Source organism: Borborobacter xinjiangensis, assembly GCF_047739745.1.
In the GTDB taxonomy this organism is placed as follows: Bacteria; Pseudomonadota; Alphaproteobacteria; order Rhizobiales; family Rhizobiaceae; genus Pseudaminobacter.
On sequence record NZ_JBLLVA010000008.1, the window covers coordinates 114791 to 130873 of the forward strand.

The 16083-nt window shown below is 62.1% G+C and carries 15 protein-coding genes; 11 read left to right on the plus strand and 4 right to left on the minus strand.

Annotated features, from left to right (window positions below; translation table 11 throughout):
- Positions 1-56: 56 nt before the first annotated feature.
- From ctaD (ACLKMW_RS11375) to ACLKMW_RS11385, 3 genes are all read left to right on the plus strand, one after another.
- A complete protein-coding gene (ctaD, locus tag ACLKMW_RS11375; protein WP_415724580.1) occupies positions 57-1661 on the plus strand; it encodes a cytochrome c oxidase subunit I in 1605 nt (534 codons plus the stop codon).
- 40 nt (positions 1662-1701) lie between these two features.
- Positions 1702-2328, plus strand: coding sequence for a Tim44/TimA family putative adaptor protein (locus ACLKMW_RS11380; RefSeq protein ID WP_415724581.1), 627 nt, complete (start codon positions 1702-1704; stop codon positions 2326-2328).
- A gap of 165 nt (positions 2329-2493) precedes the next feature.
- Complete coding sequence (locus ACLKMW_RS11385) at positions 2494-3693, plus strand: AI-2E family transporter (protein ID WP_415724641.1); 1200 nt, start codon at positions 2494-2496, stop codon at positions 3691-3693.
- 78 nt (positions 3694-3771) lie between these two features.
- Here ACLKMW_RS11385 and ACLKMW_RS11390 read toward each other — a convergent pair whose 3' ends face one another.
- Positions 3772-4077: a DUF1236 domain-containing protein gene (locus ACLKMW_RS11390; RefSeq protein ID WP_415724582.1), complete on the minus strand. Its 306-nt coding sequence runs from the start codon at positions 4075-4077 to the stop codon at positions 3772-3774.
- A gap of 152 nt (positions 4078-4229) precedes the next feature.
- Between ACLKMW_RS11390 and ACLKMW_RS11395 the strand changes: the two genes are divergently transcribed.
- The 6 genes from ACLKMW_RS11395 to ACLKMW_RS11420 are packed head-to-tail and all read left to right on the plus strand — an operon-like array spanning position 4230 to position 12196.
- The gene (locus ACLKMW_RS11395; RefSeq protein ID WP_415724583.1) at positions 4230-6572 is read left to right on the plus strand and encodes a membrane-bound PQQ-dependent dehydrogenase, glucose/quinate/shikimate family; all 2343 of its coding nucleotides are present in this window, start codon (positions 4230-4232) and stop codon (positions 6570-6572) included.
- 31 nt (positions 6573-6603) lie between these two features.
- A complete protein-coding gene (coxB, locus tag ACLKMW_RS11400) occupies positions 6604-7608 on the plus strand; it encodes a cytochrome c oxidase subunit II (RefSeq protein ID WP_415724584.1) in 1005 nt (334 codons plus the stop codon).
- Positions 7605-10121, plus strand: a complete 2517-nt coding sequence (gene ctaD / locus ACLKMW_RS11405; protein ID WP_415724585.1) for a cytochrome c oxidase subunit I — start codon at positions 7605-7607, stop codon at positions 10119-10121. The genes coxB and ctaD (ACLKMW_RS11405) overlap by 4 nt, the downstream gene beginning before the upstream one ends.
- A 7-nt stretch (positions 10122-10128) precedes the next feature.
- Positions 10129-10509: a hypothetical protein gene (locus ACLKMW_RS11410; protein ID WP_415724586.1), complete on the plus strand. Its 381-nt coding sequence runs from the start codon at positions 10129-10131 to the stop codon at positions 10507-10509.
- Positions 10506-11138 carry a cytochrome c oxidase assembly protein gene (locus ACLKMW_RS11415; RefSeq protein ID WP_415724587.1) on the plus strand — a complete coding sequence of 211 codons (633 nt, stop codon included), beginning with the start codon at positions 10506-10508 and terminating at the stop codon, positions 11136-11138. The genes ACLKMW_RS11410 and ACLKMW_RS11415 overlap by 4 nt, the downstream gene beginning before the upstream one ends.
- Positions 11138-12196, plus strand: a complete 1059-nt coding sequence (locus ACLKMW_RS11420; protein WP_415724588.1) for a c-type cytochrome — start codon at positions 11138-11140, stop codon at positions 12194-12196. The genes ACLKMW_RS11415 and ACLKMW_RS11420 overlap by 1 nt, the downstream gene beginning before the upstream one ends.
- A 449-nt stretch (positions 12197-12645) precedes the next feature.
- Here the strand turns inward: ACLKMW_RS11420 and ACLKMW_RS11425 are convergent, their stop codons facing one another.
- The gene (locus ACLKMW_RS11425; protein ID WP_415724589.1) at positions 12646-13560 is read right to left on the minus strand and encodes a hypothetical protein; all 915 of its coding nucleotides are present in this window, start codon (positions 13558-13560) and stop codon (positions 12646-12648) included.
- 282 nt (positions 13561-13842) lie between these two features.
- Here ACLKMW_RS11425 and ACLKMW_RS11430 point away from each other — a divergent pair, with 282 nt between their 5' ends.
- Complete coding sequence (locus ACLKMW_RS11430; RefSeq protein WP_415724590.1) at positions 13843-14346, plus strand: YciE/YciF ferroxidase family protein; 504 nt, start codon at positions 13843-13845, stop codon at positions 14344-14346.
- 190 nt (positions 14347-14536) lie between these two features.
- Here ACLKMW_RS11430 and ACLKMW_RS11435 read toward each other — a convergent pair whose 3' ends face one another.
- Positions 14537-14806, minus strand: a complete 270-nt coding sequence (locus tag ACLKMW_RS11435; protein ID WP_415724591.1) for a YMGG-like glycine zipper-containing protein — start codon at positions 14804-14806, stop codon at positions 14537-14539.
- A gap of 158 nt (positions 14807-14964) precedes the next feature.
- Between ACLKMW_RS11435 and ACLKMW_RS11440 the strand changes: the two genes are divergently transcribed.
- Positions 14965-15696, plus strand: coding sequence for a DUF1236 domain-containing protein (locus tag ACLKMW_RS11440; RefSeq protein WP_415724592.1), 732 nt, complete (start codon positions 14965-14967; stop codon positions 15694-15696).
- Positions 15697-15769: 73 nt separating this feature from the next.
- Here the strand turns inward: ACLKMW_RS11440 and ACLKMW_RS11445 are convergent, their stop codons facing one another.
- A complete protein-coding gene (locus tag ACLKMW_RS11445) occupies positions 15770-15955 on the minus strand; it encodes a hypothetical protein (RefSeq protein ID WP_415724593.1) in 186 nt (61 codons plus the stop codon).
- Positions 15956-16083: the final 128 nt, after the last annotated feature.

Sequence of the window (16083 nt, forward strand, 5' to 3'; positions counted from 1 at the left end):
CGGTGCGCGCCTTTGGCTCGGCCAGGGCGCGCGGACGTGCAGGAACAGGTAAGGCAATGGATACCACCACCACGACGGTCGACGTTCACCAGGATCACAAGCCGTCCTTCATTGCCCGCTGGCTGTTCTCGACCAATCACAAGGACATAGGCACGCTTTATCTGCTGTTCTCGATCCTGTCGGGCATTCTCGGCACTTTCCTGTCGGTGGCCATCCGCATGGAACTGCAGGAGCCCGGCATGCAGATTTTCGGCGATCCCGGGCTCTACAACGTGTTCGTCAGCGCGCATGGGCTGGTGATGATCTTCTTCGTCATCATGCCAGCAATGATCGGCGGGTTCGGCAACTGGTTCGTGCCGATCATGATCGGCGCCCCCGACATGGCCTTCCCGCGCATGAACAACGTCTCCTTCTGGCTTCTGGTCGCCTCGCTGATCCTTTTCATCATCTCGATGTTCGTTCCAGGCGCATCAGGAACGCCAGGCCATGGCGGCGGCTGGACCCTTTATCCGCCCTATTCGACGGCCGGCCAGCCGGGACCGGCGGTTGACCTCGTCATCCTGTCAATGCACCTGTCCGGCGCATCCTCGGTGCTGGGCGCGATCAATTTCATCACCACCATATTCAACATGCGCGCCCCCGGCATGACGCTGCACAAGATGCCGTTGTTCGCCTGGGCCATGCTGGTCACCGGCTTCATGCTCCTCTTTGCCCTGCCGGTGCTTGCCGGCGCTATCACCATGCTTTTGACCGACCGCAATTTCGGCACGACATTCTTTGCGCCCGAAGGCGGCGGTGACCCGATCCTTTACCAGCACCTGTTCTGGTTCTTCGGCCATCCCGAAGTCTACATCATGATCCTGCCGGGCTTCGGCATCATCAGCCATGTCACTTCGACTTTCTCCAGAAAGCCGATCTTCGGCTATCTCGGAATGGCCTATGCGATGGTGGCGATCGGCCTTATCGGCTTCGTGGTCTGGGCGCATCACATGTTCACCGTCGGCTTGTCGGTCGACTCGCAGCGCTATTTCGCCTTCGCTTCGATGGTGATCGCGGTTCCGACCGGCGTGAAGGTGTTCTCATGGCTGGCGACGATGTGGGGCGGCTCGATCCAGTTCAAGACGCCGATGCTGTGGGCGGCCGGCTTCGTCCTGCTGTTCACCATCGGCGGCGTGACCGGCGTGGTGATCGCCAATCCCGGCGTCGACCGCATGCTGCATGACACTTACTATGTGGTCGCCCATTTTCACTATGTGCTGTCGCTCGGCGCGGCGTTCGCCATCTTCGCCGGCTTCTATTACTGGTTCCCGAAGATGAGCGGCTACATGTACAACGAGGCGCTTGGGAAGCTGCATTTCTGGTTGATGTTCATCGGCGTCAACCTGGTCTTCTTCCCGCAGCATTTCCTCGGTCTTGCCGGCATGCCGCGCCGCTATGCGGACTATCCGGATGCCTTCGCCGGCTGGAACTTCATCTCCTCGATCGGGTCCTATATCTCCACGGCCGGGCTGGTGGTCTTCCTGGTAACCGTCGCCGAGGCCTTTGCCCGCAAGCGCAGGGCCGGAGCCAACCCGTGGGGAGCCGGCGCGACCACGCTGGAATGGACACTGTCCTCGCCGCCGCCCTACCACCAGTTCGAGGCCTTGCCCCGCATAAAATGAAGACATGGCAGCCGGCATCGGCCGGAAACGAGGGGACACAATGATCGAAGTTGCTGCGGATTTCGGAAGCTACGCCCTGGCGGTCGGCATGCTCGCCTTCTACTGGATGCTGTTGCGCTTCTGGCCCGATCTCCAGAAGATCGACGAGAACGAAAGGGCCGAGGACAGAATTCCGGCAACCTTTGCCCGCACGACGCTAGACCCGATACCCATGCCGGTTTTCGGCGGCGTTTTCGACACCCTTCGCGCGCACGACCGTTGCTTCGACGAGGCGATTTTCCTGGGCCATGCCCGCAACGTGTATGAGATGGTGCTGGATGCCTTCGCCGACGGTGACACGCTGACATTGCGGCAGCTTGTCGGACAGGAAGTATTCAAGGCGTTTCATCGCGCCATCGCAGAGCGCCGGCAGCGGCAGGAGGTCCTGCGGGTGATGCTCGTCGGCATCAAGGAGGCGCGGATCGTCGCCGCCGAGATCGACGGTGATGTTGCGGAGATATCGGTGCGATTTGTCGCCGAAATGATACGCTCGACCTTGGCGGCCGACGGGGCCATCGTCGAGGGCAGCCCGGAAAAGATCATTGAGACGCATGACCTTTGGACGTTTTCGCGCAAGTTGCCGTCCAACGATCCTTCCTGGCGGTTGATAGGCTCCGACGAAGGCTGACTTCCCACACTCTTGAAAATGCGGCGAAGCGGTCAAAAAACCGCTTGATACTCGTATAAGTGCTTTGGTGTCGGCACTTGCGGTCTTGGCAAAAATCCTTGGTGCGAAGCTGGCAATCGGCTACGAATAATGCTGCCCGCGCAGGAGAAAAGACGTTTGAGCGATATGGAAAGCCGGAGACCCAGACGGGAGCCGCGATTGCTCGGCCTGCACACGCCGACCCGCATCCCGCTGATCCCGCCTGTGACCGCGGCGCGCTGGCTGTTGGTGCTGATCGTGGCGGCCGGCATCTACTTCTTCCACGGCTTCCTGGTGCCGGTGCTCGCCGCCCTCGTCATCGCCTTTGCGAGTTGGCCGATTTACCGGCGCCTCCTTGACGGGGTCGAGGGCAACCGCACGATTGCCGCCACTCTGGCCATCGTGCTCATCCTGACCTTCCTGGTCGTTCCGATCTTTCTCGCCGGCAGCTATGCGGTCAATGAGATTCGAGAATGGTTCAGCTGGGCTGTGGAGACCAACCGGCATGGTGCGCCCACACCGGCCTGGATCGTCGCGCTGCCGGTGGCCGGCGACTGGCTCGACCAGCAATGGGCGCGTCATATCGGCCATCCGGGCGCTATCGGCGAACTGATCCAGATCGTCAGCGGCGCCAATATCGGCAATATCTATCGCGGCGTGCTGGCAGCGGGCGGTGCATCCTTTCATCTGCTGCTGACGCTTCTATTCATGCTGATCGCGCTGTTCTTCATCTACCGCGACGGGGAGGGCGTTGCCCGACAAGTGGACAGGCTCGGCGAACGTATCCTGCCGACGCGCTGGGAACGCATTTCAGGCGTTGTGCCGGCGACCATCAGTTCCACGGTAACCGGAATGACGTTGATCGCCATCGGCGAAGGCGTGGTTCTGGGCACCGCGTACTGGATCGCCGGCGTGCCCTCGCCGGTGACGCTCGGCGTGCTCACCGGGCTCATGGCGCTGGTGCCGGGCGGCGCGCCACTGTCCTTCACGCTGGTATCGGTCTATCTCGTGGCGAGCGGCTCGCCGGTCGCCGGCATTTCGCTGTTCACCTGGGGCTCGGTCGAATTGTTCATCGTCGACAAGACGCTGCGCCCCAAGCTCGTCGGCGGGCCGATCAAGCTGCCGTTCCTTCCGACTTTCTTCGGGCTGGTCGGCGGCGTCAAGACTATGGGCTTTCTCGGCCTTTTCATCGGCCCGGTGCTGATGGCTTTGATCGTGGCGATCTGGCGCGAATGGCTGCGGGAGATTGAAATGACCGACGAAGCCATGTCCGCCGCGCCGGTTGAAGCGCCCCCCGACTTGCGGACCGATCCCGCCGCTTCCGAACGGCGCACCGGTTCCGATTGAGCAAGACAGGTACGCACCATACCGCCTGCCGCAGGCTTGCCGGGGCGGCCCGATACTGGTCGAACCGCCCCATTCCGATTACTTCATTATATGGACGATCTTGCGGGTACCGGGATCCACCAGAACGGTCTGTCCGTCGACGATGACGTAGCTGTACTTGGTTTCCATATCGGGTACTTCGACCGCGTGCAGCTCAACCGTTTCCGGCAATACCGTGCCGACTGACACGGTCACATCGGCCGGCAGCTCCGCAGGGGCTGCCTTTTCCTTCACGACATATTCCCTGATCACGGTTTCCTGCTCCGGAGCGATGACCACGTCTTGGGCATATGCAATGCCTGTACCGGAAAGGATCAGCAGACATGCGATAAGTTTAGCTCTCATAGCTATCTCCTTGGCTTGGAACGGCATTCAAACCCTCCAGCCCCAAAAACGTTCCGTGAGGGCCGTCGATGGCCTTTGGAAACAGCTGCCACCAGATCGGAGCGGAACGTTTCTTCGCTTCCCTCCGTTTAGCAGGCGGAAGGGAAGGGCCGATGCTTGTTTTTCTTGTGGTGGTGCTGGCGCTGCTCGGTGCGGTTTTGGCAGGCGGTGGGGCGTGGCTCGTCGTGCTTGGCGGCAATTGGTACTATCTTCTGGTGGGCCTCGGTTTCCTGGCAACAGCCATACTGCTCTGCCGCAGGAACTCGGCAGCCTTCTATCTCTTCGCGATCATAACCATCGGATCGCTCGCCTGGGCGATCGATGAAGTTGGGTTCGACTGGTGGGCGCTCGCCCCAAGGGGCGGCCTGATCGTTGTCCTCGGACTGCTGATGCTGATCCCCTGGGCGCGGATCAAGCCGAGCCGCGTCGGCTCGCGCACGGCTGCCTGGCGAGGCGGCGGATGGTCGATCATCGCCTCGCTCGCGGTCGCGATCGTCGTCGCCGCCTACTCCATGGTGATCGATACACATGCGCTCGAAGGGCAGGTGGCGCCGGCCGCCTCTGCCGATCTCCCGCCGAGCGAGGCTTCAGTGGATCCCGCGCAATGGGCGGCTTATGGCCGCACGCCCGGCGGAAGCCACTATTCACCGCTCGCCGCGATCACGCCGGAGAATGTCGCCGGGCTGACCAAGGCCTGGGAATATCACACCGGCGATATAAGAACCGACGCCGATCCCGAAGAGACCACCTATGAAGTGACGCCGACGATGATCGACGGCCTCCTTTATCTGTGCACACCGCATCATTTGGCGATTGCCCTCGACCCGGTGAGCGGCAAGGAAGTATGGCGCTTCGACGCAAACGCCGGCATCAACAAGCAGCGCCAACACCAGACATGCCGTGGCCTGTCCTACTACAGGGTCGAAGGCGCGGCGGCCGACGAAGCCTGCTCTGCGCGCGTTCTCTTGCCGACCGGTGATGCGCGGCTGATCGCGCTTGATGCCAAGACCGGAAGTCCTTGCTCAGGCTTTGGCAACAACGGCACTGTCGACCTCTGGGCCAACATGCCCAACATCTATGAAGGCTCATATTATTCGACATCTCCACCGGTGGTGGCCGAGGGCTTGATCGTCGTTGGCGGCGCAGTCAACGACAATGTCTCGACCACCGAACCTTCGGGGGTCATCCGCGCTTTCGATGCCGGCACAGGTCGGCTGGTATGGAATTTCGACAGCGGCAATCCGGAGGCGACGCAGCCGATTTCGCCTGACGCCAAATATGTCGGCAACTCGCCGAACGCCTGGTCCCTCCTCAGCGTCGATACCGAACTCGGGCTGGTTTATGCACCCATGGGCAACGCGCCGCCGGACCAGTTTGGCGGCAACCGCACGCCGCAAACGGAGCGGTTCTCCTCGTCGGTTACCGCGCTCGACCTTCGAACCGGCGAGGTTCGCTGGGTGCGTCAGCTCGTGCACCACGACCTGTGGGACATGGATACGCCATCGCAGCCGCAACTGGTCGATCTGCCGTCCGAGAACGGGATGCTTCCCGCGTTGGTCCAGGCGACCAAGCAGGGCGATATCTATGTGCTCGACCGGCGCACCGGCGAGCCGATCCTGCCGGTGACCGAAGAGCCGGCGCCAACCGGCGCTGTGGAGGGCGACACCACCGCACCGACGCAGCCCACTTCCGCGATGACCTTCAAGCCTGCCCCGCTGCGCGAAAAGGACATGTGGGGCGCCACGATGCTCGACCAGCTCTATTGCCGGGTATGGTTTCGAACCCTCGACTATGAAGGGCGCTACACACCGCCATCGGTGAACGGCACGATCGTTTATCCCGGCAATTTCGGAACCTTCAACTGGGGTGGCGTCGCCGTCGATCCTTTGCGCCAGGTGGTCATTGCCAATCCGGTCTATCTCGCCTTCATCGTCAAGCTCATTCCCCGTGCCGACGACACCACCAGCTATGTCTCCGAAGAAAAGCCAGGCTTCAACGAGAATTTCGGCGCGCCGTTCGCGGCGATGATGCGGCCGTTCTGGTCGCCGATCGGCCTGCCATGCCAGGCGCCGCCTTGGGGCTATATCGCTGCCGCGGACCTGAAGACCGGCGAGACCGTCTGGCAGCATCGCAACGGCACGGTACGTGACCTTTCGCCCTTGCCGCTGCCATTCGAGATGGGCGTGCCGGCAATTGGCGGGCCTATCATCACCGCCGGCGGCGTCGCGTTCCACAGCGGCACGCTCGACTACTATGTGCGTGCCTTCGACGTGACAAACGGACGGGAACTCTGGCGCGAGCGGTTGCCCGCCGGCGGACAAGCCACGCCGATGACCTATCAGGGCGCGGATGGACGCCAATATGTGGTCGTCGTCGCGGGCGGCCATGGATCGACCGGCACCAAGGCGGGCGATTCGATCATCGCTTATGCCCTGCCCGCCAACCAGCCGCAGTAGCAACGTCGACGAGGAGGGAACCGCATAGCGCATGAGGCATCGAAACGCGCAGCGATTCGGCGGGTGTGCAGTTTTTGCGTTTTTTCCCGCGTGTGTCGCCGGCTGCTCGGGAATCCAGTCGGCGCTCGATCCGGCGGGCACGGAGGCCGACAGCGTCGCGCGGCTGTTCTGGGTCATGGTTGCAGGCGGCGCGGCGATCTGGATCGGCGTGGTCGCTCTCCTCCTTTATGCGAACCGCAGCCGACGGCGCGTTCATAGCGAACGGACAGCCAGCCTGCTGATTTTCTGGGGTGGGGCGGTGTTTCCCTCCGTCGTGCTGGCGCTGCTGCTCGGCTATGCGTTCTGGCTGATGCCCGCCATCCGGCCCTGGGCGGCTTTCGCCGACACGCCGTCTCTGCGCATTGCGGTTGTCGGCGAACAATTCTGGTGGCGGGTTACCTATCTTCCCGCAGACGGAAGAGCGCCGGTCGTCTCGGCCAATGAAATCAGGTTGCCGGTCGGCGAGCGCGTGGAGATCACGCTGGAAAGCCGCGACGTCATCCATTCCTTCTGGATACCGCCGCTCGGCGGCAAGATGGACATGATTCCCGGGCGCATCAACCGGCTTTCCCTGCTTGCAACCAGGACGGGGACATTTCGCGGCCCCTGCGCCGAATTCTGCGGGACCTCGCATGCATTGATGGCGTTTGCCGTGGTCGCCATGGAGCCCGCGGCTTTCGATGACTGGCTCGATGCAAGATCGTCGCCGTCGCCGAACGTGGCGGCAACAGGACTGAACGCCTTTCTGGCGAATGGCTGCGGCGCCTGTCACACGATCAAGGGTACGCAAGCTCGCGGCGAGATCGGTCCCGATCTCTCCCATGTCGGCTCGCGCGAAACACTTGGCGCCGGCATTCTGCCTAACACGCAGGTTGCGATCGCTCGCTTCATCGCCGGGCCGGAGGAAATCAAGCCCGGCGTGAAGATGCCGGCGTTCGGCATGCTGCCGCCGCAGGAAATCGATGCGATTGCAGCCTATCTGAAGGGACTGAAATGACCGTCGCTCAGGCAAAACCGTCGCCCGAGGAGCGCCGTGCCCAGGCAGAGCGGCTGCGCGCGGTCTGGGCCAATCCGCCTGGCTGGCGCTATTGGACCTCGGTCAACAATTTCCAGATCGGGCTCTGGTACGCCTCCGCGGCTTTCGCCTTCATGCTTTTTGCCGGTGTTCTCGCCTTGCTGGTGCGTACGCAACTCGCTTTTCCCGAGAATGATTTTCTTTCGGCCGGTCTCTTCAATCAGGCTTTCACCCTGCATGGCACGGTGATGATGTTCCTGTTTGCCGTGCCGATTTTCGAGGCGATAGCGATCTTCCTTTTGCCCCCGATGCTGGGCGCGCGCGAGCTTCCCTTTCCGCGGCTTTCGGCCTTCGGCTTCTGGAGCTTCCTGATTGGCGGCGTATTCGTCTGCGGATCGATTTTCTTCAATGCCGCGCCATCGTCGGGTTGGTTCATGTACCCGCCGCTCGCCACTGACAAGGAACTGTCCGGCATCGGCGCCGACATCTGGCTGCTCGGCCTCTCCTTCATCGAGGTTGCATCGATTGCCGCCGCGGTCGAACTCATCGTCGGCATCATGAAATGCCGGGCGCCTGGAATGCGCATCAACATGATGCCGCTGTTCGCCTGGTATCTGCTCATCGTCGCCGGCATGATCCTGTTCGCCTTTCCGCCGCTGATCGCCGGCGACCTGCTGTTCGAAATGCAGCGGATGTTCGACTGGCCGTTCTTCGATGCGGAACGCGGCGGCGATTCGCTGTTGTGGCAGCATCTCTTCTGGATCTTCGGCCATCCCGAGGTCTACATCATCTTCCTGCCGGCCATCGCGCTGATGGCGATGATCGTGCCGACCTTCGCGCGGCGTCCGATCATCGGCTATTCGTGGATCGTGCTCGCCGCTGTCGGAACCGGTTTCCTGTCGTTCGGCCTGTGGGTGCACCACATGTTCACAACCGGCCTGCCGCAGATATCGCTTGCTTTCTTTTCGGCGGCATCCGAGGCCGTGGCGATCCCCACCGGTGTGCAGATCTTCGTCTTCATCGCGACGATGCTTGCCGGGCGGGTCATCTTTTCCGTGCCGATGCTGTTTGGCACCGGCGGTTTGGCGATCTTCGTCATCGGTGGGCTGACCGGCGTCATGGTCGCGCTGGCGCCTTTCGACTGGCAGGCGCACGATACCTATTTCATCGTCGCGCATCTCCACTATGTCCTGATCGGCGGCATGCTGTTTCCGGTCGTCGCCGGCATCTATTACTATTATCCGCTGATCGACGCCCGCAAGCTCTCGGAGCGGCTCGGCAAAATAGCCTTCTGGCTGATGTTCGTCGGCTTCAACATCGCCTTCTTCCCGATGCATCTCGCCGGCTTGCGCGGCATGCCGCGACGGGTGTTCACCTATCCCGAAGGGATCGGCTGGGACTGGTTCAACCTGATCTCGACAGGGGGAGCCTTCGTCTTTGCCGCAGGTGTCCTGGTGGTGGTCGTCGATGTGCTGCGGCCGAAGCATCGTTCGCCGCGTGGCGAGCTCAATCCGTGGAATGCCGGGACGCTGGAATGGATCAGCGAGCCGGAGGAGAATTGGGGCGTTCGCTCCATTCCGATCATCAAGAGCCGCTATCCGCTGTGGGACCAGGAGAACCTTGCGCGCGACCTGAACGAAGGACGCTTCTACCTGCCCGACGCCAAGGAAGGCTATCGCGAAACGCTGGTCACCTCGGTGCTCGACGCCGAGCCGATCCAGTGCCTGCGTGTCGGCGGAACGTCCTATGTCACCATAGTCTCGGCCTTCGCCCTGGGCGGCGTGTTCATTGCGCTGACATTCCATTGGTGGATCGCGACGCTGGTCTCCGGCCTGGTCGCCTTCGCCGCCATCGTCTACTGGCTGTGGACGGGGACTGCCGAAATTCCCGAGAAGCCCGACAAGGATGTCGGGCTCGGCCTCACCTTGCCGCTCTATGTCTCCGGACCCGCCTCGGTCGGCTGGTGGGCGATGTTCATCACCATGTTCGGCGACGGCACGGCGTTCGCAAGTCTGGTGTTCGGATATTTTTTTTACTGGACGATCCATGACGATTTCACCGCCGGCCTGGCAGGCCCCGGCGTTTTCTGGCCGCTGTCCGCGCTGCTATTGTTTGGCGGCGCCTGGATCGCAATGCTTGCCGCACGGCGGCTGAACGACAAGGACGCGCTCGCCGCGATGCGGTTGTCGCTGACGGTTTCGTTCCTTCTGACGGCCAGCGGATGCGTGGCCGGCTTTCTCGGCCCCTGGACATATGCGATGGACCCGACCGCTCACGTCTATCCGGCCATCGTCTGGATTCTGGTGGGCTGGACCCTTTCCCATGGCGGCGTCGGCATGGTGATGCAGGCCTACTGCCTCGCGCGAAGCTTGGCCGGGCGGCTGACGCGCGACTGCGACATGGATCTGCGCAATGTCGTTCTCTACTGGCATTTTCTCCTGGTAACGGCGGTGACGACTTTCGGCGTCATCGGCCTGTTCCCGCTGGTGCGATGAGGGCGTGATGAGATTTCTGCCAAAAGAAGTCGAAACGCTCTGGACGCTCTTTACCGCCCCGGTGGTTTGGGCCGTCCATTTCCTGATCTCATATGTCGGCGCGGCGATCTTTTGCGCCAAGCAAGATCAATTATCGCTCGGCTTCGACGTGGTTCGTACCGGCATTGCTCTCGTCACCGTAGTGGCGCTGTTGATGATCTTGCTTGCCGGTTGGCTTGCCTGGAGGCAGTGGGGGTTCGGCGCGCACGATCCGCCGCATGACGACCCGACCGCGCACGACCGCAGGCTGTTCCAGGGTTTCGCGACGCTTCTCCTGTCGGGCCTGAGCTTTGTCGCCGTGATCTATGTGGCGATGCCGCTTCTGTTCATGACGGAGTGCTGGCCATGAAACGCGCGGCGCTGTGGTGTGGGCTTCTTCTTCTGATGGTCATCTGGGCGGGGCCGCTGCTCGATGCCGACCGGGACTCCTTTGCCGCCCATATGCTCGCCCATATGGGTGTCGTCGCCATTGCCGCGCCGCTGATCGCCATCGGCCTTTCCGGGACGCGATGGGATTTCGTGAGCAAGCGACGACTGGTTTCGCCGATTGCGGCCTCGTTGTTCGAGCTTGTCGTCGTTTGGGTCTGGCATGCGCCTGCGCTGCGTTCCGCAGCGCAGGCATCGTTAACCGTAACGGTCGTTGAACAGGCAAGCTTCCTCGCTGCGGGACTTGTTCTCTGGATGTCCTGCCTTGGCGGAAACCGCGACGAGCAAGGTGCGGCGGGCGCGTTCGCGCTCCTGCTCACCTCCATCCATATGACCCTTCTTGGCGCGCTTCTCGCCTTGCCGCCGCGCCCGCTCTACGGGTTCGAAACCGTGACCTGCCTTGGCCTCACGTTGGAAGCCGGCCAGGACCAGCAGTTGGGCGGCGTCCTGATGTTGCTTATCGGTGCCGCGGTCTATCTGGCTGGCGGCGTGGCGCTTCTGGCGCGGCTGCTTTCGGCTCCCGCCGGCGGACAGAAATCGGGTGCGGGTTGATGGCGATTCGAAAGCGTCATCTGTTGATCGGGATCGCCGCCTTGCCGGTGGCGGCAGTGGTCTTTGCCTGGCTCGGCATCTTCAACGTCGCGGCAACCGGCGGGCATTGGCAAATCACCAACTGGTTTTTGCATTTCGCCATGCGCTCGTCGGTGCGAACTTATGCGCTCGGCGTGAAAGTGCCGCCGCGTGACATCTCGCTTCTTCAGCCGGCTGCCGGGCACTTCGCGCAAGGCTGCGCTTTCTGTCATGGTGCGCCGGGAGTTCCACCGTCGCCGGCCGCTCTTGCCATGTTGCCGACCCCACCCAATCTGTCGGGAGTGATCGGCGAATGGACCGATGCCCAACTTTTTCGCATCGTCAGGCACGGCGTCCGCTATACCGGCATGCCCGCCTGGCCAGCGCCGGAGCGGACTGATGAGGTCTGGGCGATGGTGGCTTTCCTTCGTGAATTGCCTTCACTGGACGCCAGGAAATATCACGAACTCGCCGAAGGATCGGCGAAGGCCGCGACAGCGCAGGAAACTGGCTTTGATGCTGCACTTGCCGGTTGTGCCCGTTGCCATGGATCGGACGGGATCGGGCGTGGTGAGGGGGTGCCGATTTTGGCCGGCCAATCCAGCGTGTATCTGCGGGCCAGCCTGGAGGCTTACGCCAAGCGCAAGCGGCCAAGCGGCATGATGGAAGTCGCGGTCGAGCAAGCAGGCGGCGGCACTTTTGAAGCGCTGGCGAAACATTACGCGGCTCAGCCGCGGCCAAGCCGTGCGCCTCTTGCCGCTGACCCGGCGCTTGTTGGGCGCGGCAAGGAGATCGCTGAGCGGGGCGTACCAGGAGACGGGGTTCCTGCCTGTCTTGGATGCCACGGCGGCACGCGCAAAAACCCGGCCTATCCGAACCTGGCCGGGCAGAAGCGATCTTATCTGGAAAACCAGCTGCGCTTGTTCGTGGGTGGCAAACGAGGCGGGACCGCCTACGCTCACATCATGGCGAAGGCGGTCAAGAATCTGAGCGAAACCGACATAAAAAGCGTGGCCGGCTACCTGGCTTCCATGGAGTAGGCGGCCGCTCGACCGGGTTCACCGGCCCGCTGGCTGGCCGCCGCTGCCGTCGGGAGGACGCTTGCGCCTTCGAGGGTGCGCAGCCAAAAGATGCGGCGGCTTGCCGTCGAAGTCGACATCGAGGCCGAACTCGATCGCTTCACCTGCGATCGCATCGATCAGTATCCTGTCGCCGAGGCTTCCGCATGACGGACACCGTCGGCGCAAGTCATCCAGCGCATTGGATGTCGATACTGGCCATCCGCCGCGATGGTTGAGGAGGTGCTGCAAAATGGCAGCTCGAACCGCTATTGGAAGTCTAGGAGGGGCAGATGTCATGGCTCACTCCCTGAGAGCTACTATGCTGACATCCATCGAAAAAAATAGCGAGTCACAACTTCACGCCTGCGCGTTAAAAGGACGCATTTTCATCTGACGACCTGCTCTCCCGCCGCAGTCGAACGAGGCGGCTATCGCAAGCTCAGGACGGTCTCCCTCTCGTCGCGCTCGCGCCCGCCGAGAAGAGCGGCGACGGACGCGATGAAGGCGCCGATCAGAAGCGACAGAGCCGCGACAAGCGAGAGTGTAAGCGTTGCCTGCCGTGCGGTGTCGGCTGCCTCCTTGGCCTGGGCTCTTGCCTCATCGATACGCTGCAGGACGCCGTTTACCCGGGCTTCCGCGTCCGCAGGGGCAAGGCCGGTGCGTGCGCTGACAAGCTGCGCCAGATAGGTGCGGTCCTCGGCAGATACTTCGCCTGCAACGGCACTGGACAGCAATATCCGCGAAGCTTCGCCCACCGCCGCCGCATCGCCTTCGGCACCCGGTGCACTCACCGCACCCGGATCGGCGCGCCGGAACAGCGAGTCGACGAAATAGCCGGTCAGGTTATTGTCCTCGCCGGTTGCGCCGTCCTGGCCCGAGGCGGCCGCACCGGCTCCCAGAGCCGCGCCCGAGACGACGGTTGAAGCCGCCTGCACACCGCTTCCCACCACCGACGACAGCGCTGATCCAAGGACGGCGGCGACGAGCAGCGTGGCCAATGCCCATGCCAGGAAGCCGTGCGCCGTATCGCGGAAGTAGACTTCGTCATCATGAATGCCGACCCATTTGGTGCGCAGCCTGCCGGTCAGATAGCCGCCGAGGGCCGAAGCGAGCCATTGCACCACGACAAGCCAGATTGCAGCCGAGACGGCAAAGGTGGTGGCGGATATCCCTTCCGCGGACCATGGCGAAATCACGGTCAGGCCAAGCCCGGAGCCAAGCAGCATCAGGATGAGGGTAGCGGCTGATGCGGCAAGCGCGCCTGCGATGATGGGCCCCCACGCCACCGCGGAAGAAGATGCTTCTGTCGGCGCGACGACCTCAACGGATGACACTGTCGGCATGGCGATCTCCTAGCGCAGGAACAGCAGGATAAGAATGATGATGGGGATCGGTATGCCGATCAGCCAAAGCAGGATTGCGCGACCCATTGTATGTCCTCCTTGAAGACATCGGACCGAATGGCCCGCTGAACCAACCGCAAACAGCCATGAAAGTTCCAGCCGGGCCGTTCGATACCGTTCAGGGGAATTTCGGACGGAAGGCGGAAATCTTATGCCCGGATCGGAACCGCAGTTCGAACCCGACATTGTGAGACATCGACCACTCGACAACGGGAGTTCACAATGGCGAAAGAAAAAATGCTTGAAGACCTCTTCCACGACACGCTGAAGGACATTTATTACGCGGAACGCAAAATCCTGAAGGCATTGCCCAAGATGGCCAAGGGCGCCCAGGCACCCGATCTGAAGGCGGCTTTCGAGAAGCATCGCGACGAAACCGAACAGCATGTGGAACGGCTTCAGGAGGTGTTCGAAATTCTCGGCAAGCGGGCGCAAGGCAAGACCTGCCCGGCCATCGATGGCATCATCGAGGAAGGCGAGGAAGTCCTCGAGGATTACAAGAGCACGGCAGCGCTCGACGCCGGCCTGATTGCCGCTGCGCAAGCCGTCGAGCACTATGAGATCACGCGCTACGGCACTCTCAAGCGCTGGGCCGAACTGATGGGCAAGAAGGACGCCGTGAAACTGCTCGACGCCACGCTGAACGAAGAGGCCAAGACCGACGACGCATTGACCGCGTTGGCGGATGCGCTCGTCAACGAAAAGGCGCTTGGCAAGGCTGCTTGATCTTCAAGATTTTCGACACAGCGCCTCGTGGACAGAGCATCACGGGGCGCTGTTTTCTGTGGGAACCCAAATTCAATCCGCAATCCAAGCGATCGAGGCAGGATGGCAAAAAAGCCCAGCCTACGCAGGGCAATGGTGCGAGGGCGAGCAAGCTGCTGCGCCCTCGCACTCATAGAAGCTCTATTCTGTCTTAGTACCCGCTTGGGCAGCGACCGATATAACGGTTGCCGCGCGAGTCTCGATAGTAGCAATCGCCGGGTTCGTTCGCCCGCCCGATCAGCGCACCCGCTGCGGCGCCAACTGCGCCACCGACCAACGCACCTTCGGCGGTATTTCCCGGTGATGCGACCGCTGCTCCTACCGCCGCGCCGCCGAGGCCTCCGATCGCGGCCCCCCGTTCGGTTTGTGAGCAAGCGCTGATCGATGTAACGACGGCCAACAGAATGAATATCTTTTTCATAATTCGTTCTCCGAAAAGTCCCTCGACGAACGGAAATGCGCGAATGCGGAAATCGATCCATGTGGCGGCAACTGCTTGGTTTTCGCTGGAATGTTAGCGCAAGGGAACATAGCGGCGTTCCGTTGGTTCGAGGTCTTTCCAATGCGAGGAGAAAGACAATGAAAAGCATACTGATCAAGACTGCGGTGGCTTTGGCCCTCGGCATCGCGCCGGGCGTGGCGTTCGGCCAGACGGAAGTGATCAAGAAGAAGACGATGGACCAGACCGAGGGTCAGACGACAGCCCCCGCACAGGAAAGTGAAGGCGCCTCGCCGGATGGAGCTACCACGGGCGAGCAAACGCAAAGTGGCGGAACCGAAAGCGGAACGTCGGGCAGCGCGACAGGCCAATCCTCGTCGGATACCGATGCCGGAGCGACCGGCGGTGCAACTACCGGCCAGGATGCGCAGGGCCAGTCCACTACCGGCGAGCAGCCCGCGCAAACGCAGGAGGGCGGCGAGCAGGGCGGTACCACTGGCCAAAGCACCCAGCAGGGAACGACGGAAGGCGGCGCCACGACGGGCGAGCCGGCCGAGAGCGGACAGGAAGCCACAACACCCACCCAGGAAGAGTCCTCCGGCACCGCCGCATCCGAGGTGAATGTCACGGTCGAGCAGAAAACCGAAATCAGGCAAGTCATCACCGAAGCGGATGTCGAGCCGGTCCCGAGCGTCGACTTCGAAGTGAATGTCGGGACGGCGGTCCCGCAAACCATCACGCTCCATCCGCTACCGCCGCGCATCGTGGAACTGGTGCCGGCCTATCAGGGATATGTCTACTTCCTCCTGGCCGATGGCAGGATCATCATCGTTGATCCGGATTCGCACGAGATCGTCCTGATCATCGTGTAGCTCGTCTCGCACCGAAAGAGGCCCGCCTTCACACAGGGAGGCGGGCCTTTTTATTCAGTCGGCGCATGGCTTTTCAGGACTTTTTCTTGCGGCGTTTGAGCGGAAAGGTTGAATCGCCGTCTTCGTTTCCGGAAAGGACGCGAGGATTGGCACCGCTGACGCCGTCGTTCGACTTGCCGTGTTCGGTGCGAACAAACTGGCCCTTGGCGTCGCGTTCGACGGCTGGCTTGGGGTTCTTGCCTGCTTTGTTCTCGGGCATGTCAGGCGCTCCTTTCTCGATATTTTTGAAACCGCAGCCTTGCCGTTCGGAAACCGACCGGCTTGCGCAATGTTCCCTAAGGCCGCTCGCAGCAGTTCCCGAAACATGGAACAATCCGGCGGCGCAAA

Excerpts from the sequence above, each read along its gene's own strand:
- ctaD (WP_415724580.1), top strand. The coding sequence starts at position 57 with ATGGATACCACCACCACGACGGTCGACGTTCACCAGGATCACAAGCCG.
- ACLKMW_RS11380 (WP_415724581.1), top strand. The coding sequence starts at position 1,702 with ATGATCGAAGTTGCTGCGGATTTCGGAAGCTACGCCCTGGCGGTCGGC.
- ACLKMW_RS11385 (WP_415724641.1), top strand. The coding sequence starts at position 2,494 with ATGGAAAGCCGGAGACCCAGACGGGAGCCGCGATTGCTCGGCCTGCAC.
- ACLKMW_RS11390 (WP_415724582.1), bottom strand. The coding sequence starts at position 4,077 with ATGAGAGCTAAACTTATCGCATGTCTGCTGATCCTTTCCGGTACAGGC.
- ACLKMW_RS11395 (WP_415724583.1), top strand. The coding sequence starts at position 4,230 with ATGCTTGTTTTTCTTGTGGTGGTGCTGGCGCTGCTCGGTGCGGTTTTG.
- coxB (WP_415724584.1), top strand. The coding sequence starts at position 6,604 with ATGAGGCATCGAAACGCGCAGCGATTCGGCGGGTGTGCAGTTTTTGCG.
- ctaD (WP_415724585.1), top strand. The coding sequence starts at position 7,605 with ATGACCGTCGCTCAGGCAAAACCGTCGCCCGAGGAGCGCCGTGCCCAG.
- ACLKMW_RS11410 (WP_415724586.1), top strand. The coding sequence starts at position 10,129 with ATGAGATTTCTGCCAAAAGAAGTCGAAACGCTCTGGACGCTCTTTACC.
- ACLKMW_RS11415 (WP_415724587.1), top strand. The coding sequence starts at position 10,506 with ATGAAACGCGCGGCGCTGTGGTGTGGGCTTCTTCTTCTGATGGTCATC.
- ACLKMW_RS11420 (WP_415724588.1), top strand. The coding sequence starts at position 11,138 with ATGGCGATTCGAAAGCGTCATCTGTTGATCGGGATCGCCGCCTTGCCG.
- ACLKMW_RS11425 (WP_415724589.1), bottom strand. The coding sequence starts at position 13,560 with ATGCCGACAGTGTCATCCGTTGAGGTCGTCGCGCCGACAGAAGCATCT.
- ACLKMW_RS11430 (WP_415724590.1), top strand. The coding sequence starts at position 13,843 with ATGGCGAAAGAAAAAATGCTTGAAGACCTCTTCCACGACACGCTGAAG.
- ACLKMW_RS11435 (WP_415724591.1), bottom strand. The coding sequence starts at position 14,806 with ATGAAAAAGATATTCATTCTGTTGGCCGTCGTTACATCGATCAGCGCT.
- ACLKMW_RS11440 (WP_415724592.1), top strand. The coding sequence starts at position 14,965 with ATGAAAAGCATACTGATCAAGACTGCGGTGGCTTTGGCCCTCGGCATC.
- ACLKMW_RS11445 (WP_415724593.1), bottom strand. The coding sequence starts at position 15,955 with ATGCCCGAGAACAAAGCAGGCAAGAACCCCAAGCCAGCCGTCGAACGC.